This window comes from uncultured Exiguobacterium sp. (assembly GCF_964277885.1).
Lineage (GTDB): Bacteria > Bacillota > Bacilli > Exiguobacteriales > Exiguobacteriaceae > Exiguobacterium_A.
The window spans coordinates 1,003,220-1,020,686 of record NZ_CAXYJR010000005.1; the positions used below are offsets into that span (position 1 = coordinate 1,003,220).

The following is a 17,467-nucleotide window of genomic DNA, read 5'->3' on the forward strand; positions in this document are numbered from 1 at the left end:
GGATTGAGATGATAGAGAGAAAGCAGCGATTCTTACGCCGCATCTTAACCTATTACACGTTAAAGCGAAGGGAAGCAAAATGGATCATCGATTATTGGTTACGTAATGAGGCAAAACTCGAACAGGTACACTTCGTGCAAAACGCAACCTTTGCTCCGAAAGCGATCATCATGACGACATACGGATTTGATGCGGAACCCTTTCTTTTTAAAAAAGGTGACGTCACGACGATGGACCCAGAAAAAGCATATCATGACATTCGCCTGACATCGGAAGACATCTACATCGAGCTGAACTTCCAAGGTATGATGATGGACGATGAATATTTGTCTTTACTAGAAGAAAATCCGTTTCGCCCGGAAGTCGCTGTTGAACCCCGCTTAGCGGATGAAGCGACACAATTCATCGCTGTCACGGTCAATCGGCAAGAAGAAGAACGATTGGTCCGCTTGATTGACGAAGCACTGGATGCACGCGATCAACATCGGTTCCACTCCCTTTCCGAACAGTTACGTCTCGTTCGAAGTCAACTCCCTTAATCGAAGGACTCTATTGCTTATAACAGGTGATAGAGTCCTTTTCGTATGTGAAGATTTGTGCAAAATATGAAGAAAAATAGAGCGGAATTTCATAAAACGTTCACATTAAGAGAGCAGGAGGAAATGTGGATATGATACATTAAATGTGACGAATTGTAAGTAAGAAAGAAAGGGGGAAATGACTTGCGTTTCAAACCATCCGACGTACAGCGGACACGAAGCGAGCAAGCGTATATCGATACGCTGATCGTGCCTTTGCTTCCGATCGGTTTCGATGAGGCGATGCATGCTTACGCGGAATGCGCAGACATGACATTGACGGTGGCGTCCGAAGTCGAACGCCAGTTATCCGGACGGGCGTTGCTCTTACCTGCCATGACCTACATCGATGTACCGTCGATCGAACAGTTGGAAGGATGGCGTCAAGCGGCTGCTTCCGGGCAATTCCGTTTCATCACCTTCATCACCGCTGATTTAAGGTGGAAGGAGACTGCCGCAGAAGAGATTATCTACGTGCCACGTCTAGCTCTTGAGACGATGAGTCGTGACCAACAAGGTCAGATGGTCGGGAATTTTGTTGGACAAGTTCTCGAACAGTTAGGAAACCGTTGGACCGCGCTATGAAGCGGTTGACGCAATGATTTTATTAAGATACTATTACCATGTGAGAAATTTGTGTGAAGTACTGTCGTCTTGGGGCACAGCGTACATCACAAGGGGGGATCGAGATGGCTCAAAACGGGTCTAACGTAACACGTCGTCAATTCTTGACGTATACATTGACAGGCGTCGGCGGTTTCATGGCTGCGACAATGGTCATGCCGATGGTCAACTTCGCAGTTGATCCAGTCCTGAAGAAATCAGGAGCAGGCGATAAAGTAAAAGTAATGAAGTTGTCGGATATCACGACAGAACCAAAACGGGTCGACTTCAAGAAACAAACGCAAGATGCGTGGTATGAGTTCGAAGAAACGTTGTCTGCTTGGGTGTTCAAAGATGATAAGGGAGAAATTCTTGCCCTTTCACCGATTTGTAAACACTTAGGTTGCCAAGTCAGCTTCGGCGCAGATCCAACGCACCCGGAGCAATTCTATTGCCCATGTCACTTCGGACGGTATACGAAGGATGGCACGAACGTACCTGGTACGCCTCCAACGAAACCACTCGATGAGTATGAAATGCAACAGAAAGATGGTTACCTCTACCTTGGTAAACCAGTCGAAAGAGGTGCGTAAGCGATGATGCAAAAAATCTATGATTGGATTGATGAGCGCGTTGACATTACGCCGCTCTGGCGAGACATCGCCGATCATGAAGTACCGGAGCACGTCAACCCGGCACATAACTTTTCAGCTTTCGTTTATTGTTTTGGCGGATTGACGTTCTTTACGATCGTCATCCAGATTCTTTCGGGGATGTTCTTGACGATGTATTATGTACCGGACATCATCAACGCGCACGCGTCCGTCTATTATCTTCAAAACGAAGTCGCGCACGGACAAATCGTTCGTGGTATGCACCACTGGGGCGCATCTGTCGTTATCGTAATGTTGTTCTTACATACATTACGTGTCTTCTTCACTGGTTCATACAAAAAACCACGTGAATTGAACTGGGTCGTCGGAGTCCTCTTGTTCTTCGTCGTCTTAGCTCTCGGTCTGACAGGATATCTATTGCCTTGGGACATGAAAGCCTTGTTCGCGACGAAAGTAACGATTCAGATTGCTCAAAGTATTCCGGTCATCGGTGGTATCGCGAAGACCCTCCTTGCGGGTGGAGAAATCGTCGGCGCAAGTACAATCGCTCGATTCTTTGCGATTCACGTCTTCTTCCTTCCTGCAGCATTGTTCGTCTTGCTCGGGGCCCACTTCATGATGATCCGTAAACAAGGGATCTCTGGACCACTTTAAACCGACTATCATCTAGACAACAAAAAAGGGGGAGAACACGATGCATCGTGGTAAAGGAATGAAATTCGTCACCGATTCACGGGTGTCGATCAACAACCGGATGCCGAACAAGTCAAAAGACTATTCGGAATATCCAGGTCGAACGGAAGCGTTCTGGCCGAACTTCTTACTTCGCGAATGGATGGTTGGAGCGGTCTTCTTGATCGGCTTCATGACTTTGACAATCGTAGAAGCAGCTCCACTTCAAAACATTGCCGATCCGACGAATACGTCGTACATTCCACTTCCGGACTGGTACTTCCTATTCCTCTATCAGCTCTTGAAATACCAATTCGCAGCAGGTCCATACATCTTGATGGGAACGGTCATCCTCCCAGGTCTTGCGTTCACAGCACTTCTCGTCGCGCCATGGCTCGACCAAGGTCTTGAACGTCGTCCTGCGAAACGTCCGATCGCAGTCAGCATGATGCTCCTCGCAGTCGTCTCAATCGTCTTCTTGACATGGGAATCTGTTCAAACGACTCACTGGGATACAATCCACAAGCAAGGTGAGTTGACGATGAACGAAGGACCAAAAATTGATACATCGGCAAAAGGATACGAAATTTATTCGAACCAGTCATGTGTCAACTGTCATGGTAAAAACCTCGAAGGTGGAGCAGCAGCCCCAGCACTCGTAGGAACGAAAAAGACAGAAAAAGAGATTTATGATATCGCGGTTAAAGGTGTCGGTGCGATGCCTGCTGGTCAGTTCAAAGGATCAGATGCCGATCATAAAGAACTTGCGAAATTCATCGCTTCATACGGTGAAGGCGGCGAAAACAATAAATAAGCCAAAAGCCGGGGGAGCAATCCTCCGGCTTTTGTCGATGATGAGGTGAAACGATTGCAAGGAATACTTACATTACTCCGCCATAAAGCTGTGCTTTGGGTCGTCGGATTGATCAACTTAGCGGGCACCTTGTATGGCTACTACTGGTATGAACCACAACTTGCGACATCGAAGTGGTACTACTATCCGTTCATTCCGGATAGTCCAACCGCATCGCTGTTCTTTACGATCATCGTCTTTCTCTGGATCTTTGGACGACGTTCCCGCTTGTTTGAAGCGCTTGCCTTCGTGACGTTGATCAAGTACGGTGTCTGGGCGGTCATCATGAACGCCTTGATGTTAAATCAGCTTGGAACAGAGGATTTGTTCTTAACAGCGATGGCATTGATGCTGATGGTGTCACACGGAGCGATGGCGTTCCAAGCGTTACTGTATAGTCCCTTGATGACGTTTCGTGTGAAGGAGCTCGTCCTTGTCGCGATTTGGGTGATCCATAACGATGTCGTCGATTATGTCCTCGGGCAATGGCCCCGGTACCCTGCGCTTGCGGAGCATATCAAATGGATTGGGTACGGTTCTTTCTGGTTGACTGGATTATGTCTTTTGATGGGATATCTGCTAGTCGCACGCGATTCAATTGACAATAAGGTCGCTTGAACATAAAATAGACCTATAAACAAAAAAAGAAAGGAACGATGTCTCGTGGCAAACTATTTGATTTATCTCGCGATCATCATCATCGTCCCGATTTGGGCTCAGATGCGGGTGCGGAGCACCTATAAAAAATATCAAGATGTTCCGATTCAGAGCGGGGTGACAGGGGCACAGGTCGCCGACTTCATCATGAAGCAAAACGGCATCACGAACGTCCGACTCGAGCCGATTGGTGGAACGATGTCCGATCATTATGACCCGACGAACAAAGTCGTCCGTTTGTCGGAAGACGTCTATTATGGTTCGACGGTCTCAGCCGTTTCGATCGCAGCGCACGAAATCGGTCACGTCATTCAAGATGCGACGGATTACAACATGATGCGTGTCCGGCACCGGATCGCACCTGTCGCGTCGATCACGTCAAACTTATCGTTCCCACTGTTGTTGATTGGTCTATTCGCCGGATTTACGGGTCTTGCGATGCTCGGTGTCGTCTTGATGCTTGGAGCAGTCGTCTTCCAACTCGTCACGTTACCGGTTGAGTTTGATGCTTCAAACCGAGCAATGGCGCAATTGACGGAACACGGAATCATTGACGCCGAAGAGGAGCGTGGTTCGCGTCGTGTCTTGAACGCAGCCGCTTGGACGTATGTCGCAGCAACACTCGTTGCCGTCGCTGAGTTCCTTCGTCTCGCACTGATTGTCTTCAACCCGTCAAGTGATGACTAAAACGAAAAACACGGATTGCTCGTTTGAGCGATCCGTGTTTTTTTGTCTGTTTAGGTTTCTTTGATCGGGACTCGGTTTTCGTCGAATGTGAAGCCTTCTCCCGTTACTTCATAGACGTCATGCAACGTGATGAAGGCGTGCTGATCGACACTTTTAACGAGTGTCTTCAAACGATTGATCTCGTTTCGGGCGACGACGACATATAACACTTCGAGGTCGCGTCCTGAGTACCCGCCTTTTGCGATCAGACGGGTCGTACCGCGGTTCATCGTAGCATGGATGCCGTCCGCGATCTCTGTCCGGTGATCACTGATGATCATCGCCGCTTTACCGGCGTAAGTGCCTTCTTGCATCCAATCGATGACGCGGGCACCGACGTAGACAGCAAGTAACGTATACATCGCCTGTTTATAATCGAGATACGTCAAGGAAGCGACGATGACGAAGAAGTCAAAGACTAAGAACGTCCGACCGATTGACCAACCAAAGTAGCGTTTCGTCAGACGTGCGATGATATCAACACCACCCGTCGTTCCGCCGTTGTTGAAGATGATCCCGAGTCCCACCCCGATGAACACACCCGCAAATAAGGCAGCGAGGACCATATCTTCTCGTAAATCAATCACGAGTGGTGAATACTTCGCGATCAATCCGTACCAAAAGGAAAAACTGAAAGTACCAATCAACGTATAGACGAACGTTGTCCGACCTAGAATCTTATAGCTGACGAAAAACAGAGGAACGTTCAGTACTAAGTTCGTGATTGATGGTGATAAACCGAACAACCCTTTTAGAATCAGCGTAATTCCGGTGAAGCCGCCCTCAGCCAATTCGTTTTGGACGTTAAAATGATAAATACCAAAAGCAAAGATGAATGATCCGACTAAAATCCAGAGGATGTTCTGAATCCGAATCGGAAACTGGAATGGAGGTGCCATTTCCGTGTGCTCCTTTCAAATCAAGACTCTTTCTTTAGGGTAACGGCACGGTCGGAAAAAGACTAGCTTTTCCTACAAAAATCAGGCGAAAAGTGATCAGTATGGTCATTCTGATCGATATTGCTTAGAATAGAGACGAATAGAAGTCATAAAGAGAGTGTGGTTTTATCATGAAAAAAGCAATTGGGATTCTTTGTTATCCATCTGTCGGTGGGAGTGGGGTCGTCGCGACGGAACTTGGTATGAAATTAGCAGATCGTGGACATGACGTCCACTTCATTACATCGAGCATGCCGTTTCGCCTGACGGAATATCGGCCAAACATCACGGTCCACTTGGTTGAAGTCAACCAGTATTCCGTTTTTAAATATCCACCCTACGACATTACGTTGGCGTCAAAAGTTGCAGAGATCATTGATTTATTTGATCTCGATGTCATTCACGCCCATTACGCCGTTCCGCATGCGGTTTGTGCAGATCTCGGACGGAACATGGCGAAGAAAAAAGGCGTTGCCGTCGTAACGACGTTACACGGAACGGACATTACCGTCATCGGGCAAGACTTAGAGATGCAGCCAGCAATCCGGTACGGTATCGAACGATCGGACGCGGTCACGGCCGTCTCCGAGAGTCTAGCGCTTGAAACGAATGCAACACTCAACGCCCATTACGACATCGATGTCATTGCAAACTCGATTGATGAGAGTGTCTATTATCCGATGCGGGATGAGCGCTTGAAGCGGCATTATGGCATCGAATCAGATGAAGTCGTCGTCATTCATATCTCGAACTTCCGACCAGTCAAACGAATCGACGATACGCTCGCGGCATTCGCCATCGCAGCAAAAGATCGGAAGATGCGTCTCTTACTTGTCGGAGATGGTCCAGAGATGGGACAAACGAGACGGCGTGCGAAGGAACTTGGCATTGACGACAAAGTGATCTTCGCTGGTAAACAGGAACATGTCGCGCAACTGCTCGCCATCAGTGACATTCATGTGTTGCTATCGGAAAAAGAAGCGTTCGGGCTCGTCGTCCTCGAGGCGATGGCAATTGGTGTCCCGAGTATCGTCTCGACAGCGGGTGGATTACCAGAAGTCATACAGGACGGTGTGACCGGATATATCGTTCCAACCTACGACGTCAAAGTCGCTGCGGCGCGGATTGGTGAACTCGCAGATGATCCGATGCTACGGGAACGGATGGCAGAAGAGGGCATTCGCGATACGCGTCGCCGTTTTGATTCGAATGAGATCGTCCGTCGTTATGAACAAGTCTATGAACGGGTGTGTGCGCGTCATGAACTTGCTTGAAGGCGCACATCACATCATCCAAACGATCGAACAAGCGGGTGGTGAGGCGTATATCGTTGGTGGTGCCGTTCGCGACATGTTACTCGGCCGGACACCAGGAGACTATGATTTAGCGAGTTCGATGTTACCGGAACAGATCATCGACTTATTCCCTGTCGTCATTCCGACAGGGCTAGAGCATGGAACCGTGACGGTCGTTCTCAACCACGTGCCGTATGAAATCACGACGTTTCGCTCGGAAGAAACTTATAGCGATCGCCGGCGACCGGATGCGGTGACGCTTGGCGTTAGTTTAGAAGAGGATTTGACCCGACGTGACTTTACGATCAACGCGATGGCACTCAGACCATCGGGGCGCGTCGATCTGTTCGGCGGAGCGCGCGACATCGAAGAGCGGATCATTCGGACGGTTGGTCAACCGGTCGAACGTTTTAATGAAGATGCGCTTCGGATGATGAGGGCTTTCCGCTTCATGAGTCAACTGGATTTCTCGCTTGACGAGGCGACGGAACAAGCAATTGTTGAACTTGCTCCGCATCTAGCGGCCGTTGCGATTGAGCGGATCGCTACCGAGTTTGAGAAATTATTACTTGGTCCAGGTAAACAGCAAGCGTTACAGGCAATGCTTCGGACAGGAATCGAACGCTATCTCCCCGGCATGACTGCAGAAATCGTCGAGAGACTCGCCAAGCAATCGTTTCGAGGTGTTTCAAAAGATGCCGTTTGGACACTCGTGCTCGATGCCGGTCTTGCACGCGATCAATTGACACGCTGGAAACGATCGAAACATCAAATGCAGCTCGCTGTGTGTTTAGTGCCTTTATTATACCGACCGTTACAGGACTGGGATCGTTATCAGTTATCGGATGAAGAGCTAGGGATCCTGCGGGAGATGACTGGAACGGATTATCCGGATCGATCGAATTTACCGATTCGCGGTCGCAAAGAGCTTGCTGTCGACGGAAAAGATATGATTCGCTTTGGTCTTCAAAAACAACAGATCAAAGAAGCACTTCTGCACTTGGAGTACAGCGTTGTCATGCGATCTTGTCCAAACGACCGATCGGCATTAATGGAGGAGGTAGAGCGATGGCACATACAGTCCGAGAACAAATCTTGATGGCACTGCGCAAGCGGACATGGTACTCCGGACAGGAACTAGCGGAGACACTAAATATTTCACGTACCGCTATTTGGAAACATATGCAGATTTTGAAGGAAGAAGGATACCAGATCATCTCCAATAAAAAACAAGGCTATCAATTAATCGATGAAGGCGATCTGCTGACGCCGATTGCGATTGAACACGGATTAACAACAGCGCGTCTTGGTCGACACATCCTTCATTTCGAAGAATTGGACACGACGCAACGGATCGCGCATGAACAAGCACAACAGCAGGCGCAAGAAGGAACGCTCGTCGTATGCGATCATCAGACGAATGGACGCGGACAGCTGGGGAGAACGTGGCATGAGGCGAAAAATGAGGGGATCGCGATGAGTTTGCTTGTTCGACCGGATGTACCGATGCACCAAGCGGGGCAATTGACGCTCGTAGCAGGGATTGCGCTCGCGCAGTCTCTCCGGACATTCGATATTCCGGTTACGATTAAATGGCCGAACGACATCTTGATCAACGGTCGTAAGGTAGCAGGCATCTTGACGGAAATGCAGACCGAGGCAGACCGGATCAGTTCCGTCATCATCGGTATTGGCATTAACGTACATCACGAACAGTTTCCGGAAGGCATCAAAGATCGCGCCACTTCGCTCGTCCGTGAATCAGGAACAACTTTCCGACGGGCGGAAGTCGTCGCGACGTTTTTGAATCGATTTGAACGACTGTATACGCAGTGGCTCGAATTAGGATTCGGACCTTTCGTCTCCGAGTGGGAAACACTCGCTGATCGCTTACATGAACAAGTGACGCTACGGACACGTCAGGCGACCGCTTCAGGAACATTGCTCGGTATTGACGAGACGGGAACGATCCGGATTGAGACGGATGCAGGCGAGACATGTTTCCATTCGGCAGAACTGATTTACTGGGAAAAAGAATGAGGGTTTGAATCAGACGGTTTGCAGAGAGCTTTTCCCGTCATGTATAATAAAGCCACGGATGGTATCCGCTCGTCGGAACCATACCGAATTGACAGGTGCCAGTTTTAGCTGTTTCAACTGCCTTGATCTTAACGGACAGGGACAGAAGGACGATATTCAATTATTCCGCCTTCTTTTCCGCATGCGTTTATTATGGAGAGGAAGGCGTTTTCCTTTTGTCCTCCCTACACACGTAAGGAGAGAACACAATGCACACAATGGGTCCATTACTCAAAAAACAACAAGCTGGAGAGAAGCTCGTCATGTTGACGGCATATGACTATCCTTCAGCAAAACTATCAGAGGCAGCAGGGGTTGATATGTTGCTCGTCGGCGACTCCCTCGGGAACGTCATCCTTGGTTATGATTCAACGATTGCCGTCACGGTAGACGACATGGTTCATCATGCGCGCGCTGTCCGCCGCGGCGCATCACAGACGTTTATGATTGTCGATATGCCGTTCGCAAGCTATCACGGTTCATTTGATCGCACATTGGAATCAGCAGCTCGTATCTTTCAAGAATCGCAGGCGGATGCCTTGAAACTTGAAGGAGCAGGGGAAATCTTAAAGACGATTCGTCGTTTGACGGATGCTGGGATGCCTTGCGTCGCACACCTCGGATTAACACCACAATCCGTCGGTGTCCTTGAAGGATTCAAAGTCCAAGGGAAATCATTAGAAGCAGCCGAACAACTGATTGCAGATAGTTTGGAAGCAGAGCGTGCCGGAGCGAAGATGCTCGTCCTCGAGTGTGTGCCGCATCCGCTCGCGAAACGGATTCAAGAGCTTATCTCGATTCCCGTCATCGGAATCGGTGCCGGCGCAGACGTCGCCGGTCAAGTACTTGTCTATCATGATATCTTGACGTATGGTGTCGGTCGATTACCGAAGTTCGTTAAAGCGTACACGGACTGGAATACTTCAGGAACGGAAGCAATCGCTGCTTACGTCAAAGACGTCAAAGCCGGTGCCTTCCCTGAACTAGCACATTCGTTCCAGATGGACGAAGAATTGATTGGTGCGCTTTATGGAGGGACTAAAGAATGAAAATCATCCAGGACGTCCAGACGTTACGCGAATGTTTAGCGGGAGTAGGTTCCATCGGTTTTGTACCGACGATGGGATTCTTGCATGAAGGGCATGCCTCCTTGCTCAAACAAGCACGACAAGAGAATGATGTCGTCGTCTTGAGTATTTTCGTCAACCCGACACAATTCGGACCAAACGAAGATTTGGATCGTTATCCACGAGACGCGGAACGAGATCAGAAGATCGCGGAGGTAGAAGGGGTCGATTACCTGTTCTATCCGACGAACGAGACGATGTATCCGCTAGATATGGCCCGTGTCACAGTCCGGTCCGGGGATGATGTCTTATGCGGCGCATCGCGACCAGGACATTTTGATGGTGTCTTGACGGTCGTCAGCAAACTATTGAACGTCGTCCGTCCAACCCGTGCATATTTTGGTTTAAAGGATGCACAACAGCTCGCCTTGATTGAAGCGTATGTCGCTGATTACTTCGTTCCGGTTGAAATCGTCCGTTGCCCGATCATTCGCGAAGAGGATGGTCTAGCGAAATCGTCACGTAATGTCTATCTATCGGAAACAGAGCGGTCGCAAGCACCGGGAATCCAGCAGGCATTGCAGCGAGCGAAACAAGCACTCGATCAAGGTCTGCCTGTTGAAACGGTTCTTGAACGGACGCGTGAAGCACTTCAATTCGAAGGGACGACGATCGATTACGTCGAAGCCGTCGACTATCCATCACTACTAGCCGTTACGGAACAAACGACTACGATTCTCTTAGCTGTCGCCGTGCAGTTCGCATCGGCACGCTTGATCGATAATTTACTATATACGAGAGGAGCATGACGATGTTACGCACATTCATGCACGCTAAACTACACAAGGCACGGGTCACCGAGGCAAACTTACACTACGTTGGTTCGATTACGATCGATGAGGATTTACTCGATGCTGTTGGAATCCTTGAAAATGAAAAAGTCCAAGTGACAAACAATCAGAACGGTGCGCGAATTGAAACGTATGCGATTAAAGGTGCTCGTGGTTCAGGGGTCATTTGTTTGAACGGTGCGGCAGCACGCCATTTCCAAGTTGGGGATGAGGTCATCATCATGGCATATGCGCAATTATCGACGGAAGAAATCGCGACACATGTCCCAAAAGTAGCTGTTCTAAATGAGCAGAATGACATCAAACAAATGTTGTCTCAAGAAATCGCCCACACGATCTTATGAAATTTTAGAGACCCGATTATGTCAGCGGGTCTCTTTTTTGTTAAGATGAAGAATGAGATGCCATCCGATCATGGAGAGGATGGATTAAAGGTGGAGGATCAGTGTTGAAGAAAAAGTACGTCGTAGTCGACCTGGAAACGACAGGTCACTCCATAAAGGCTGGCGATGAGATGATTGAGATCGGCATGGCGGTCATTGAAGATGGACAGTTGACAGAACAATTGTCTGCCTTCGTGCGTCCGACCCAACCGATTCCTCCATTCATTTCCCAGTTGACGGGCATCACGGATAAAGATGTCAAAAATGCAGAGACGTTCGATGTCCTTGCACCACGAGTCTTATCATTGCTTGATGGTGGTGTCTTCGTCGCACATAATGTGCAGTTCGATTTAAACTTCTTAAACGATGCGTTAGAAGAAGAAGGATACTTGCCGTACACAGGTCCCGTCATTGATACGGTTGAACTTGCGCGAATCTTACTTCCAACAGCAGAAAGCCATGCGCTGTCGCATCTGTCAGAATCATTAGATCTTGCTCATCAAGAAGCGCACCGGGCAGGGAGTGACGCTTCGGCGACGGCTGAATTGTTGCTCGAACTACTCAAACGACTACATACGTTGCCGCTTGAGACATTAAAACACCTCAGACGTTTATCACCGCGTCTGTTCAGTGCGATCGAAGAGGAGATCGACCATGCGATTCGCTCGGTCGGTATCGAAGAGGATAAAGGATTCGATCGTTTTCGAAAAATCGCTTTGAAAAAGCGCCAGACGATCGAACGCTTGACGCATCCGCCCGTTCTTGAACCGTTTGGACCATTCGTTGATGAATTGAATGCCGTCACGTTCCCGCGTTTATTCGAAGGATATGAAGAGCGACGTGGGCAGCTTGAGATGATGCGTCATGTCTATCAATCGCTCGATCAAGAAACACCGTTACTCGTCGAAGCGGGAACGGGAACCGGGAAGTCGCTCGGTTATCTTGTGCCGGCAGCGCATTACGCGCTCGAACATGAGGTTCCGATCGTCGTCAGTACGCACACGATTCAATTGCAAGAACAGTTATTCGCGCGTGACTTACCGCTCTTGCGTCAACTGTTCGATGCGCCGGTCCAGATTGCATTGCTTAAGGGACGAAGTAACTATATTGATTTACGGAAATTCGAATTTTTCTTGAATGATCAAGAGGACGCCTATAACTTCACGCTCGCGAAAGCGATTTTGCTCGTTTGGTTGACAGAGACGGAAACGGGAGATTTAGAAGAAGTCAGCTTACCAGGTGGAGCGGCGCAAGGCAATATCGGTATCAAACAGTTGATTCAATCCGATAGTCAATCGCAGCTTGGACGATTTGATCCCTGGTATAGCCGGGATTTCTTCCAACATGCGATTCGCCAAGCGAAAGATGCGACGATCATCGTCACGAATCATGCCTTGTTGTTCAGTGATCTACAGTTCGAAGCAGGGGTCTTACCGAAAGGAAGTCCGTTGATTCTTGACGAAGCACACCAAATCGAAGAAGTTGCGAGTCATCATTTTGGTCTTGTCTTTGATGGTCATACGTTTGATCGTCTGTTCCGACAACTTGGGTATTCGTCTGATAAAAAACTGTTGCACCGCTTGCTCGATCTGTCGGAAGAATGGGATATCGCCGAGATGGTCGAAGCCCATAGTGAGACGGTCGATGAGGCACTGACGACGTTACTCGAAGAAGCGGACGGTCTCTTGATGATCATTCAAGCATACGGGCTCGAACTGGCTTCCCGCAAAGCACGACGGGAAGGAATGGTCAGCATTCGTTTTAAGCGACTCGATCGTTCGATGCGTGCCGTCCAAGAGAGTGCCAAACGGGTTGAATTGGTGTTGCGACGTTTGCGTCAAGCAATCCGCGCGATTCATAAACTGTTCCATGAACACCGGGAGCAGATGAGTTATCGGGAGCGTTCGCTCGTCGCGGATTTAAAAGCGATCACGTCACAAATCGAAGAAGCGGAGCTCGCGATTTTCGAGACGATGCTTGCTCCGCACGATGAGACGGTATCTTGGATTGAAACGTCCGTTAAGAATCGAAAACTGACACGGGTCTACACACAACCAATCGACATTTCAGAGCGACTGCGTCGCGATGTCTTTTCAAAACGGACGTGTATCCTGACGTCTGCGACGTTGACAGTCTCGAACAAGTTCCAGTTCATTGAGAACCGTTTGGGGCTCGATGCGTTTGAGACACGCCGTTTTGTCGTCCCGTCGCCGTTCGGATATGCTGATAACGTGCGATTGATGATTCCGACGGACCTTCCGCTTCTACAGGATGTGCCACTGCCGGAATTTGCAGAGACGATTGCGGAAGCCATCTTACAAATCGCAGAGGTGACGGAAGGACGGATGCTCGTCTTATTTACCTCAAATGATTTACTTCGACTGACGCATGAAGCGACGAAGCCGTTACTACCTGACCGGTTTACGTTACTCTCACAAGGGGTCACGCAAGGTTCACGGCAACGACTGATGAAACAATTCAAACAACTCGACGCCTGTATCTTGTTCGGAACAGCTAGTTTTTGGGAAGGTGTCGATATTCCAGGAGATGACCTTAGTTGTCTTGTTATCGTCCGACTACCGTTCGCGCCACCGGATCAACCAATCGTTCAGGCACGTTCGGAACGGATCGAGAAACTCGGGAAATCATCATTTTTCGAATACAGTCTACCGCAAGCGATCATTCGCTTTAAGCAAGGATTTGGTCGCTTGATCCGGACGACGAACGACCGTGGTGTCGTCTTCGTGCTTGATCGCCGGATCGAGACGACGCGTTATGGAAAACGATTCGTCACGAGTCTGCCAAAAGTGCCTGTTTTATCAAAACCACTCGACGAACTGACGGCAGAACTCGAATTGTTCTTGAATGATGGCGATTGAGTCTATTCAGATAAACCCTATCGCATTATAATAGATAGAGAAAAATGAGGGAGGACATACAGATGGATTCAAAAATTGAAACACTTGCGACCGTCAAAGTGAACCGCCATGACGATACGTATAAAATCGTCGACTTATTGAACCGGACGCTGAAAACGGAAGACTTAATGTTCGGTCTTGCTCTCGATGAAAAAGATAAGGAGCAGATGGTCTTCACCATCTACCGCACATGAAGTGGAAAGTCACGCTTGGTCTGCTGAGCGCACTCATCATCTTGGCTGTACTCGGGACAGCCGTTTACCAGGTGACGATCGCTGAGGCAAAAGACCGGGAACAGAGCGTCGCCGAACAAGCAGAGGCGCGTCTGAAAAAAGAACTCAAGCCAACGGACGTCCGGTTCGAATCTGTCTTTAACGGAAAACGCCAATATGTCGTTTTTACGATGAAGCAGAACGGACAGGCGGTACGGGCGTTCGTTCCGAAAAAAGGAACGATTGAGACACGACCGGTTGCCGATGGTTTTGCCATCAAGACCATCATCGCGGATCATCCGGAACTCGGAGATATCGTGTCTGCTAAGTACGGTTTTGAGGACCGGGCTGTCATCGAGATCGTTTCACAGACGAAGACAGGCTATGATTATTCGTATTATACGTACCAAGAAGGTTCTTTCATCAAACGATTACGAATCAAGTAAAGGGAGTGGGCGACATGTTATCGAAACGCGTACGACAATTGACACCATCTACAACGCTAGCCATCACAGCGAAAGCCAAGGCACTACGTGAAGAAGGTCAAGACATCATCGGTTTAGGTGCGGGAGAGCCCGACTTCAATACACCGGAATTCATCATCCAAGCGGCATTCGAAGCGGCAGAAGCGGGCGATACGAAATACACGCCGTCTGGCGGGACGGTTGCCTTAAAGGATGCGATCATCGAAAAGACACGCCGTGACTTATGGATGCCATACGAGCGCTCAGAAGTCATGGTCGCTTCAGGAGCAAAGCATGCACTTTCGACGTTGTTCCAAGCGATTCTCGATCCAGGCGATGAAGTCATCGTTCCAGCACCATACTGGGTCAGTTATCCAGAGCAAATTAAACTCAGCGACGGCGTACCGGTCATTTTAGAAACGGACGAATCGTCTCGCTTCAAAGTGACGCGAGAATTGCTCGAGCAACATATCACTCCGAAGACGAAAGCGCTTGTTTTGAATTCGCCATCGAATCCAACAGGAATGGTCTATTCGAAAGAAGAGCTCGAGATGGTAGCAGATGTTGCAATCAAACACGATCTACTCGTCATCAGTGATGAGATTTATGAAAAGTTGCTCTATAACGGTGCGACACATATCTCGATCGCGTCCTTGCCAGAGATGCGCGAACGGACAGTCATCATCAATGGTGTCTCGAAGTCCCATGCGATGACAGGCTGGCGGATCGGCTATGCAATCGGACCGAAGGAGATCATCTCAGCGATGACGAACTTAGCGAGCCATTCGACGTCGAACCCGACATCGATTGCGCAAGCCGCATCAGTTGCTGCGTATGCAGAGGGTGATGCACCGGTTGAAGCGATGCGTGTCATCTTTGAAGAACGACTTGAAAAAATTTATGCACGACTCATCGAGATCGAAGGATTAACGTGTCTGAAGCCGGAAGGGGCATTCTACTTGTTCCCACATGCAAAGCAAGCTGCCGAGATGTGTGGATTCGATAATGTCGATGACTGGTGTACAGCTGTTTTATCTGAAGCGAAGGTCGCTTTGATTCCAGGTTCAGGATTTGGTGCACCGGACTATGTCCGCCTATCTTACGCGACAGATCCGGCACGTGTCCTAGAGGCACTCGATCGGATTGAAGGATTCATCACGGCACATACAGCCGTTTAATAGAGAGAGGATGTTGACTGTTGAAAGCAATGATTCGGGATGTAAACAAATATGTAGGAGAAGAAGTGACGATCGGGTGTTGGTTAGCAAACAAACGCTCAAGCGGTAAGATCGCATTCCTCCAACTTCGGGATGGCTCGGGATTCATGCAAGGTGTCGTCGTCAAAGAAACGGTTGGCGAAGACTTATTTAAACAAGCAAAAGGTCTAACGCAGGAATCATCACTCTGGGTGACAGGTGTCATCAAATCAGATGGCGGTCGGACAGCGATTGGTCATGAAATGGAAATTTCAAAAATCGAAGTCATCCATGAAGCAATCGATTATCCGATCACACCAAAAGCACACGGAACGGACTTCTTGATGGATAACCGTCACCTCTGGTTACGTTCAAAGCGTCAGCATGCGGTCATGGTCGTTCGGAACGAATTGATTCGTGCGACGTACGAATTCTTCAACCAAGAAGGATTCATCAAAGTGGATCCGCCAATCTTGACAGGTAGCGCGCCAGAAGGAACAACCGAATTGTTCCACACGAAATATTTCGATGAAGATGCGTACCTTTCACAATCTGGTCAGCTTTACATGGAAGCGGCAGCAATGGCACTTGGAAAGGTCTTCTCGTTCGGTCCGACGTTCCGTGCTGAAAAATCAAAAACACGTCGTCACTTGATCGAATTCTGGATGATGGAGCCGGAGATGGCATTCCACGATCATGAGATGAACCTCGAAGTCCAAGAAAACTATGTTTCGCACCTCGTGCAATCGGCACTGAAGAACTGCCGTGCGGAGCTTGAGTTACTTGGGCGTGACTTGACGGTCCTTGAAAACATTAAAGCACCGTTCCCACGCGTCAAGTATACAGAAGCCATTGACATGCTCAAGGAGCAAGGATTCGACGATATCGAATTTGGCGATGACTTTGGTGCACCACATGAAACAGCAATCGCAAACAGCTTCGCTCGTCCTGTATTCATCACGCACTGGCCAAAAGCAATCAAACCGTTCTACATGAAAGAAGACCCGGAAAACCCAGACTTCGTCTTGTGTGATGATTTGATTGCCCCTGAAGGATACGGGGAAATCGTCGGTGGTTCACAACGTGAAGAAGATCATGACAAACTCCTCGCAGAGATGAAGAAACATGGTCTTGACGAGACAGGTGCTTATAAATGGTATCTCGAAACCCGCCAATACGGTTCTGTTCCACACAGTGGCTTCGGTCTTGGTTTAGAGCGGACAGTCGCTTGGATCACAGGTGTCGAGCACGTTCGGGAAACGATTCCGTTCCCACGTTTGCTGAACCGCCTCTATCCATAAGCAGTAAGGAAAAACATCGACCCATCGTCTCGACGGGTCGATTTCTTGTTTAGACTAGAG

General features: G+C 48.9%; 20 protein-coding genes. 18 read left to right on the top strand and 2 right to left on the bottom strand.

The window, feature by feature from the left end:
- Positions 1 to 8: 8 nt before the first annotated feature.
- From ACHWTJ_RS06730 to ACHWTJ_RS06760, 7 genes are all read left to right on the top strand, one after another.
- Positions 9 to 539, top strand: coding sequence for a ReoY family proteolytic degradation factor (locus tag ACHWTJ_RS06730; protein WP_294740984.1), 531 nt, complete (start codon positions 9 to 11; stop codon positions 537 to 539).
- A 183-nt stretch (positions 540 to 722) separates the two neighbouring features.
- Positions 723 to 1,163 (top strand): DUF2487 family protein, encoded by a 441-nt coding sequence (locus tag ACHWTJ_RS06735; RefSeq protein ID WP_035407181.1) that lies wholly within the window; start codon positions 723 to 725, stop codon positions 1,161 to 1,163.
- 104 nt (positions 1,164 to 1,267) lie between these two features.
- Positions 1,268 to 1,774 carry a ubiquinol-cytochrome c reductase iron-sulfur subunit gene (locus ACHWTJ_RS06740; protein WP_035396830.1) on the top strand — a complete coding sequence of 169 codons (507 nt, stop codon included), beginning with the start codon at positions 1,268 to 1,270 and terminating at the stop codon, positions 1,772 to 1,774.
- 3 nt (positions 1,775 to 1,777) lie between these two features.
- Positions 1,778 to 2,449: a menaquinol-cytochrome c reductase cytochrome b subunit gene (gene qcrB, locus ACHWTJ_RS06745; RefSeq protein WP_294740988.1), complete on the top strand. Its 672-nt coding sequence runs from the start codon at positions 1,778 to 1,780 to the stop codon at positions 2,447 to 2,449.
- A 40-nt stretch (positions 2,450 to 2,489) separates the two neighbouring features.
- Positions 2,490 to 3,281: a menaquinol-cytochrome c reductase cytochrome b/c subunit gene (locus tag ACHWTJ_RS06750; RefSeq protein WP_294740990.1), complete on the top strand. Its 792-nt coding sequence runs from the start codon at positions 2,490 to 2,492 to the stop codon at positions 3,279 to 3,281.
- Between the two features lie 54 nt (positions 3,282 to 3,335).
- Positions 3,336 to 3,938 (top strand): DUF1405 domain-containing protein, encoded by a 603-nt coding sequence (locus tag ACHWTJ_RS06755; protein WP_394679287.1) that lies wholly within the window; start codon positions 3,336 to 3,338, stop codon positions 3,936 to 3,938.
- Between the two features lie 45 nt (positions 3,939 to 3,983).
- Entirely contained in the window at positions 3,984 to 4,664 is a 681-nt protein-coding gene (locus ACHWTJ_RS06760) for a zinc metallopeptidase (protein WP_294740994.1), read from the top strand.
- Positions 4,665 to 4,714: 50 nt separating this feature from the next.
- Here ACHWTJ_RS06760 and ACHWTJ_RS06765 read toward each other — a convergent pair whose 3' ends face one another.
- Positions 4,715 to 5,602 (bottom strand): YitT family protein, encoded by an 888-nt coding sequence (locus ACHWTJ_RS06765; RefSeq protein ID WP_294740995.1) that lies wholly within the window; start codon positions 5,600 to 5,602, stop codon positions 4,715 to 4,717.
- A 170-nt stretch (positions 5,603 to 5,772) separates the two neighbouring features.
- On the opposite strand from ACHWTJ_RS06765, the gene bshA reads away from it, so the two are divergent.
- From bshA to ACHWTJ_RS06780, 3 genes are read left to right on the top strand one after another with little or no spacing between them, the layout of a single operon-like run.
- On the top strand, positions 5,773 to 6,915 hold the full coding sequence (bshA, locus tag ACHWTJ_RS06770) for an N-acetyl-alpha-D-glucosaminyl L-malate synthase BshA (RefSeq protein ID WP_294740996.1): 1,143 nt from the start codon (positions 5,773 to 5,775) through the stop codon (positions 6,913 to 6,915).
- Entirely contained in the window at positions 6,902 to 8,035 is a 1,134-nt protein-coding gene (locus ACHWTJ_RS06775; RefSeq protein WP_294750101.1) for a CCA tRNA nucleotidyltransferase, read from the top strand. Before bshA ends, ACHWTJ_RS06775 begins: the two co-directional genes overlap by 14 nt.
- Positions 8,005 to 8,976 (top strand): biotin--[acetyl-CoA-carboxylase] ligase, encoded by a 972-nt coding sequence (locus tag ACHWTJ_RS06780; protein ID WP_394679288.1) that lies wholly within the window; start codon positions 8,005 to 8,007, stop codon positions 8,974 to 8,976. The genes ACHWTJ_RS06775 and ACHWTJ_RS06780 overlap by 31 nt, the downstream gene beginning before the upstream one ends.
- Before the next feature lie 37 nt (positions 8,977 to 9,013).
- Here ACHWTJ_RS06780 and ACHWTJ_RS06785 read toward each other — a convergent pair whose 3' ends face one another.
- Positions 9,014 to 9,136: a hypothetical protein gene (locus ACHWTJ_RS06785; RefSeq protein WP_294740999.1), complete on the bottom strand. Its 123-nt coding sequence runs from the start codon at positions 9,134 to 9,136 to the stop codon at positions 9,014 to 9,016.
- 88 nt (positions 9,137 to 9,224) lie between these two features.
- Here ACHWTJ_RS06785 and panB point away from each other — a divergent pair, with 88 nt between their 5' ends.
- From panB to asnS, 8 genes are all read left to right on the top strand, one after another.
- Entirely contained in the window at positions 9,225 to 10,064 is an 840-nt protein-coding gene (gene panB, locus ACHWTJ_RS06790; RefSeq protein WP_394679289.1) for a 3-methyl-2-oxobutanoate hydroxymethyltransferase, read from the top strand.
- Positions 10,061 to 10,891, top strand: coding sequence for a pantoate--beta-alanine ligase (gene panC, locus ACHWTJ_RS06795; RefSeq protein WP_394679290.1), 831 nt, complete (start codon positions 10,061 to 10,063; stop codon positions 10,889 to 10,891). Before panB ends, panC begins: the two co-directional genes overlap by 4 nt.
- Before the next feature lie 2 nt (positions 10,892 to 10,893).
- Positions 10,894 to 11,277: an aspartate 1-decarboxylase gene (panD, locus tag ACHWTJ_RS06800; protein WP_029341994.1), complete on the top strand. Its 384-nt coding sequence runs from the start codon at positions 10,894 to 10,896 to the stop codon at positions 11,275 to 11,277.
- A gap of 101 nt (positions 11,278 to 11,378) precedes the next feature.
- Positions 11,379 to 14,195, top strand: a complete 2,817-nt coding sequence (dinG, locus tag ACHWTJ_RS06805) for an ATP-dependent DNA helicase DinG (protein ID WP_394679291.1) — start codon at positions 11,379 to 11,381, stop codon at positions 14,193 to 14,195.
- Between the two features lie 62 nt (positions 14,196 to 14,257).
- Positions 14,258 to 14,428, top strand: coding sequence for a YpmA family protein (locus ACHWTJ_RS06810; RefSeq protein WP_012370646.1), 171 nt, complete (start codon positions 14,258 to 14,260; stop codon positions 14,426 to 14,428).
- Positions 14,425 to 14,892: a hypothetical protein gene (locus tag ACHWTJ_RS06815; protein WP_294741009.1), complete on the top strand. Its 468-nt coding sequence runs from the start codon at positions 14,425 to 14,427 to the stop codon at positions 14,890 to 14,892. Before ACHWTJ_RS06810 ends, ACHWTJ_RS06815 begins: the two co-directional genes overlap by 4 nt.
- A 14-nt stretch (positions 14,893 to 14,906) precedes the next feature.
- Complete coding sequence (locus tag ACHWTJ_RS06820; protein ID WP_214854399.1) at positions 14,907 to 16,088, top strand: pyridoxal phosphate-dependent aminotransferase; 1,182 nt, start codon at positions 14,907 to 14,909, stop codon at positions 16,086 to 16,088.
- A 29-nt stretch (positions 16,089 to 16,117) separates the two neighbouring features.
- Positions 16,118 to 17,407 carry an asparagine--tRNA ligase gene (gene asnS, locus ACHWTJ_RS06825; protein WP_290721746.1) on the top strand — a complete coding sequence of 430 codons (1,290 nt, stop codon included), beginning with the start codon at positions 16,118 to 16,120 and terminating at the stop codon, positions 17,405 to 17,407.
- The last annotated feature ends 60 nt before the right edge of the window (positions 17,408 to 17,467 follow it).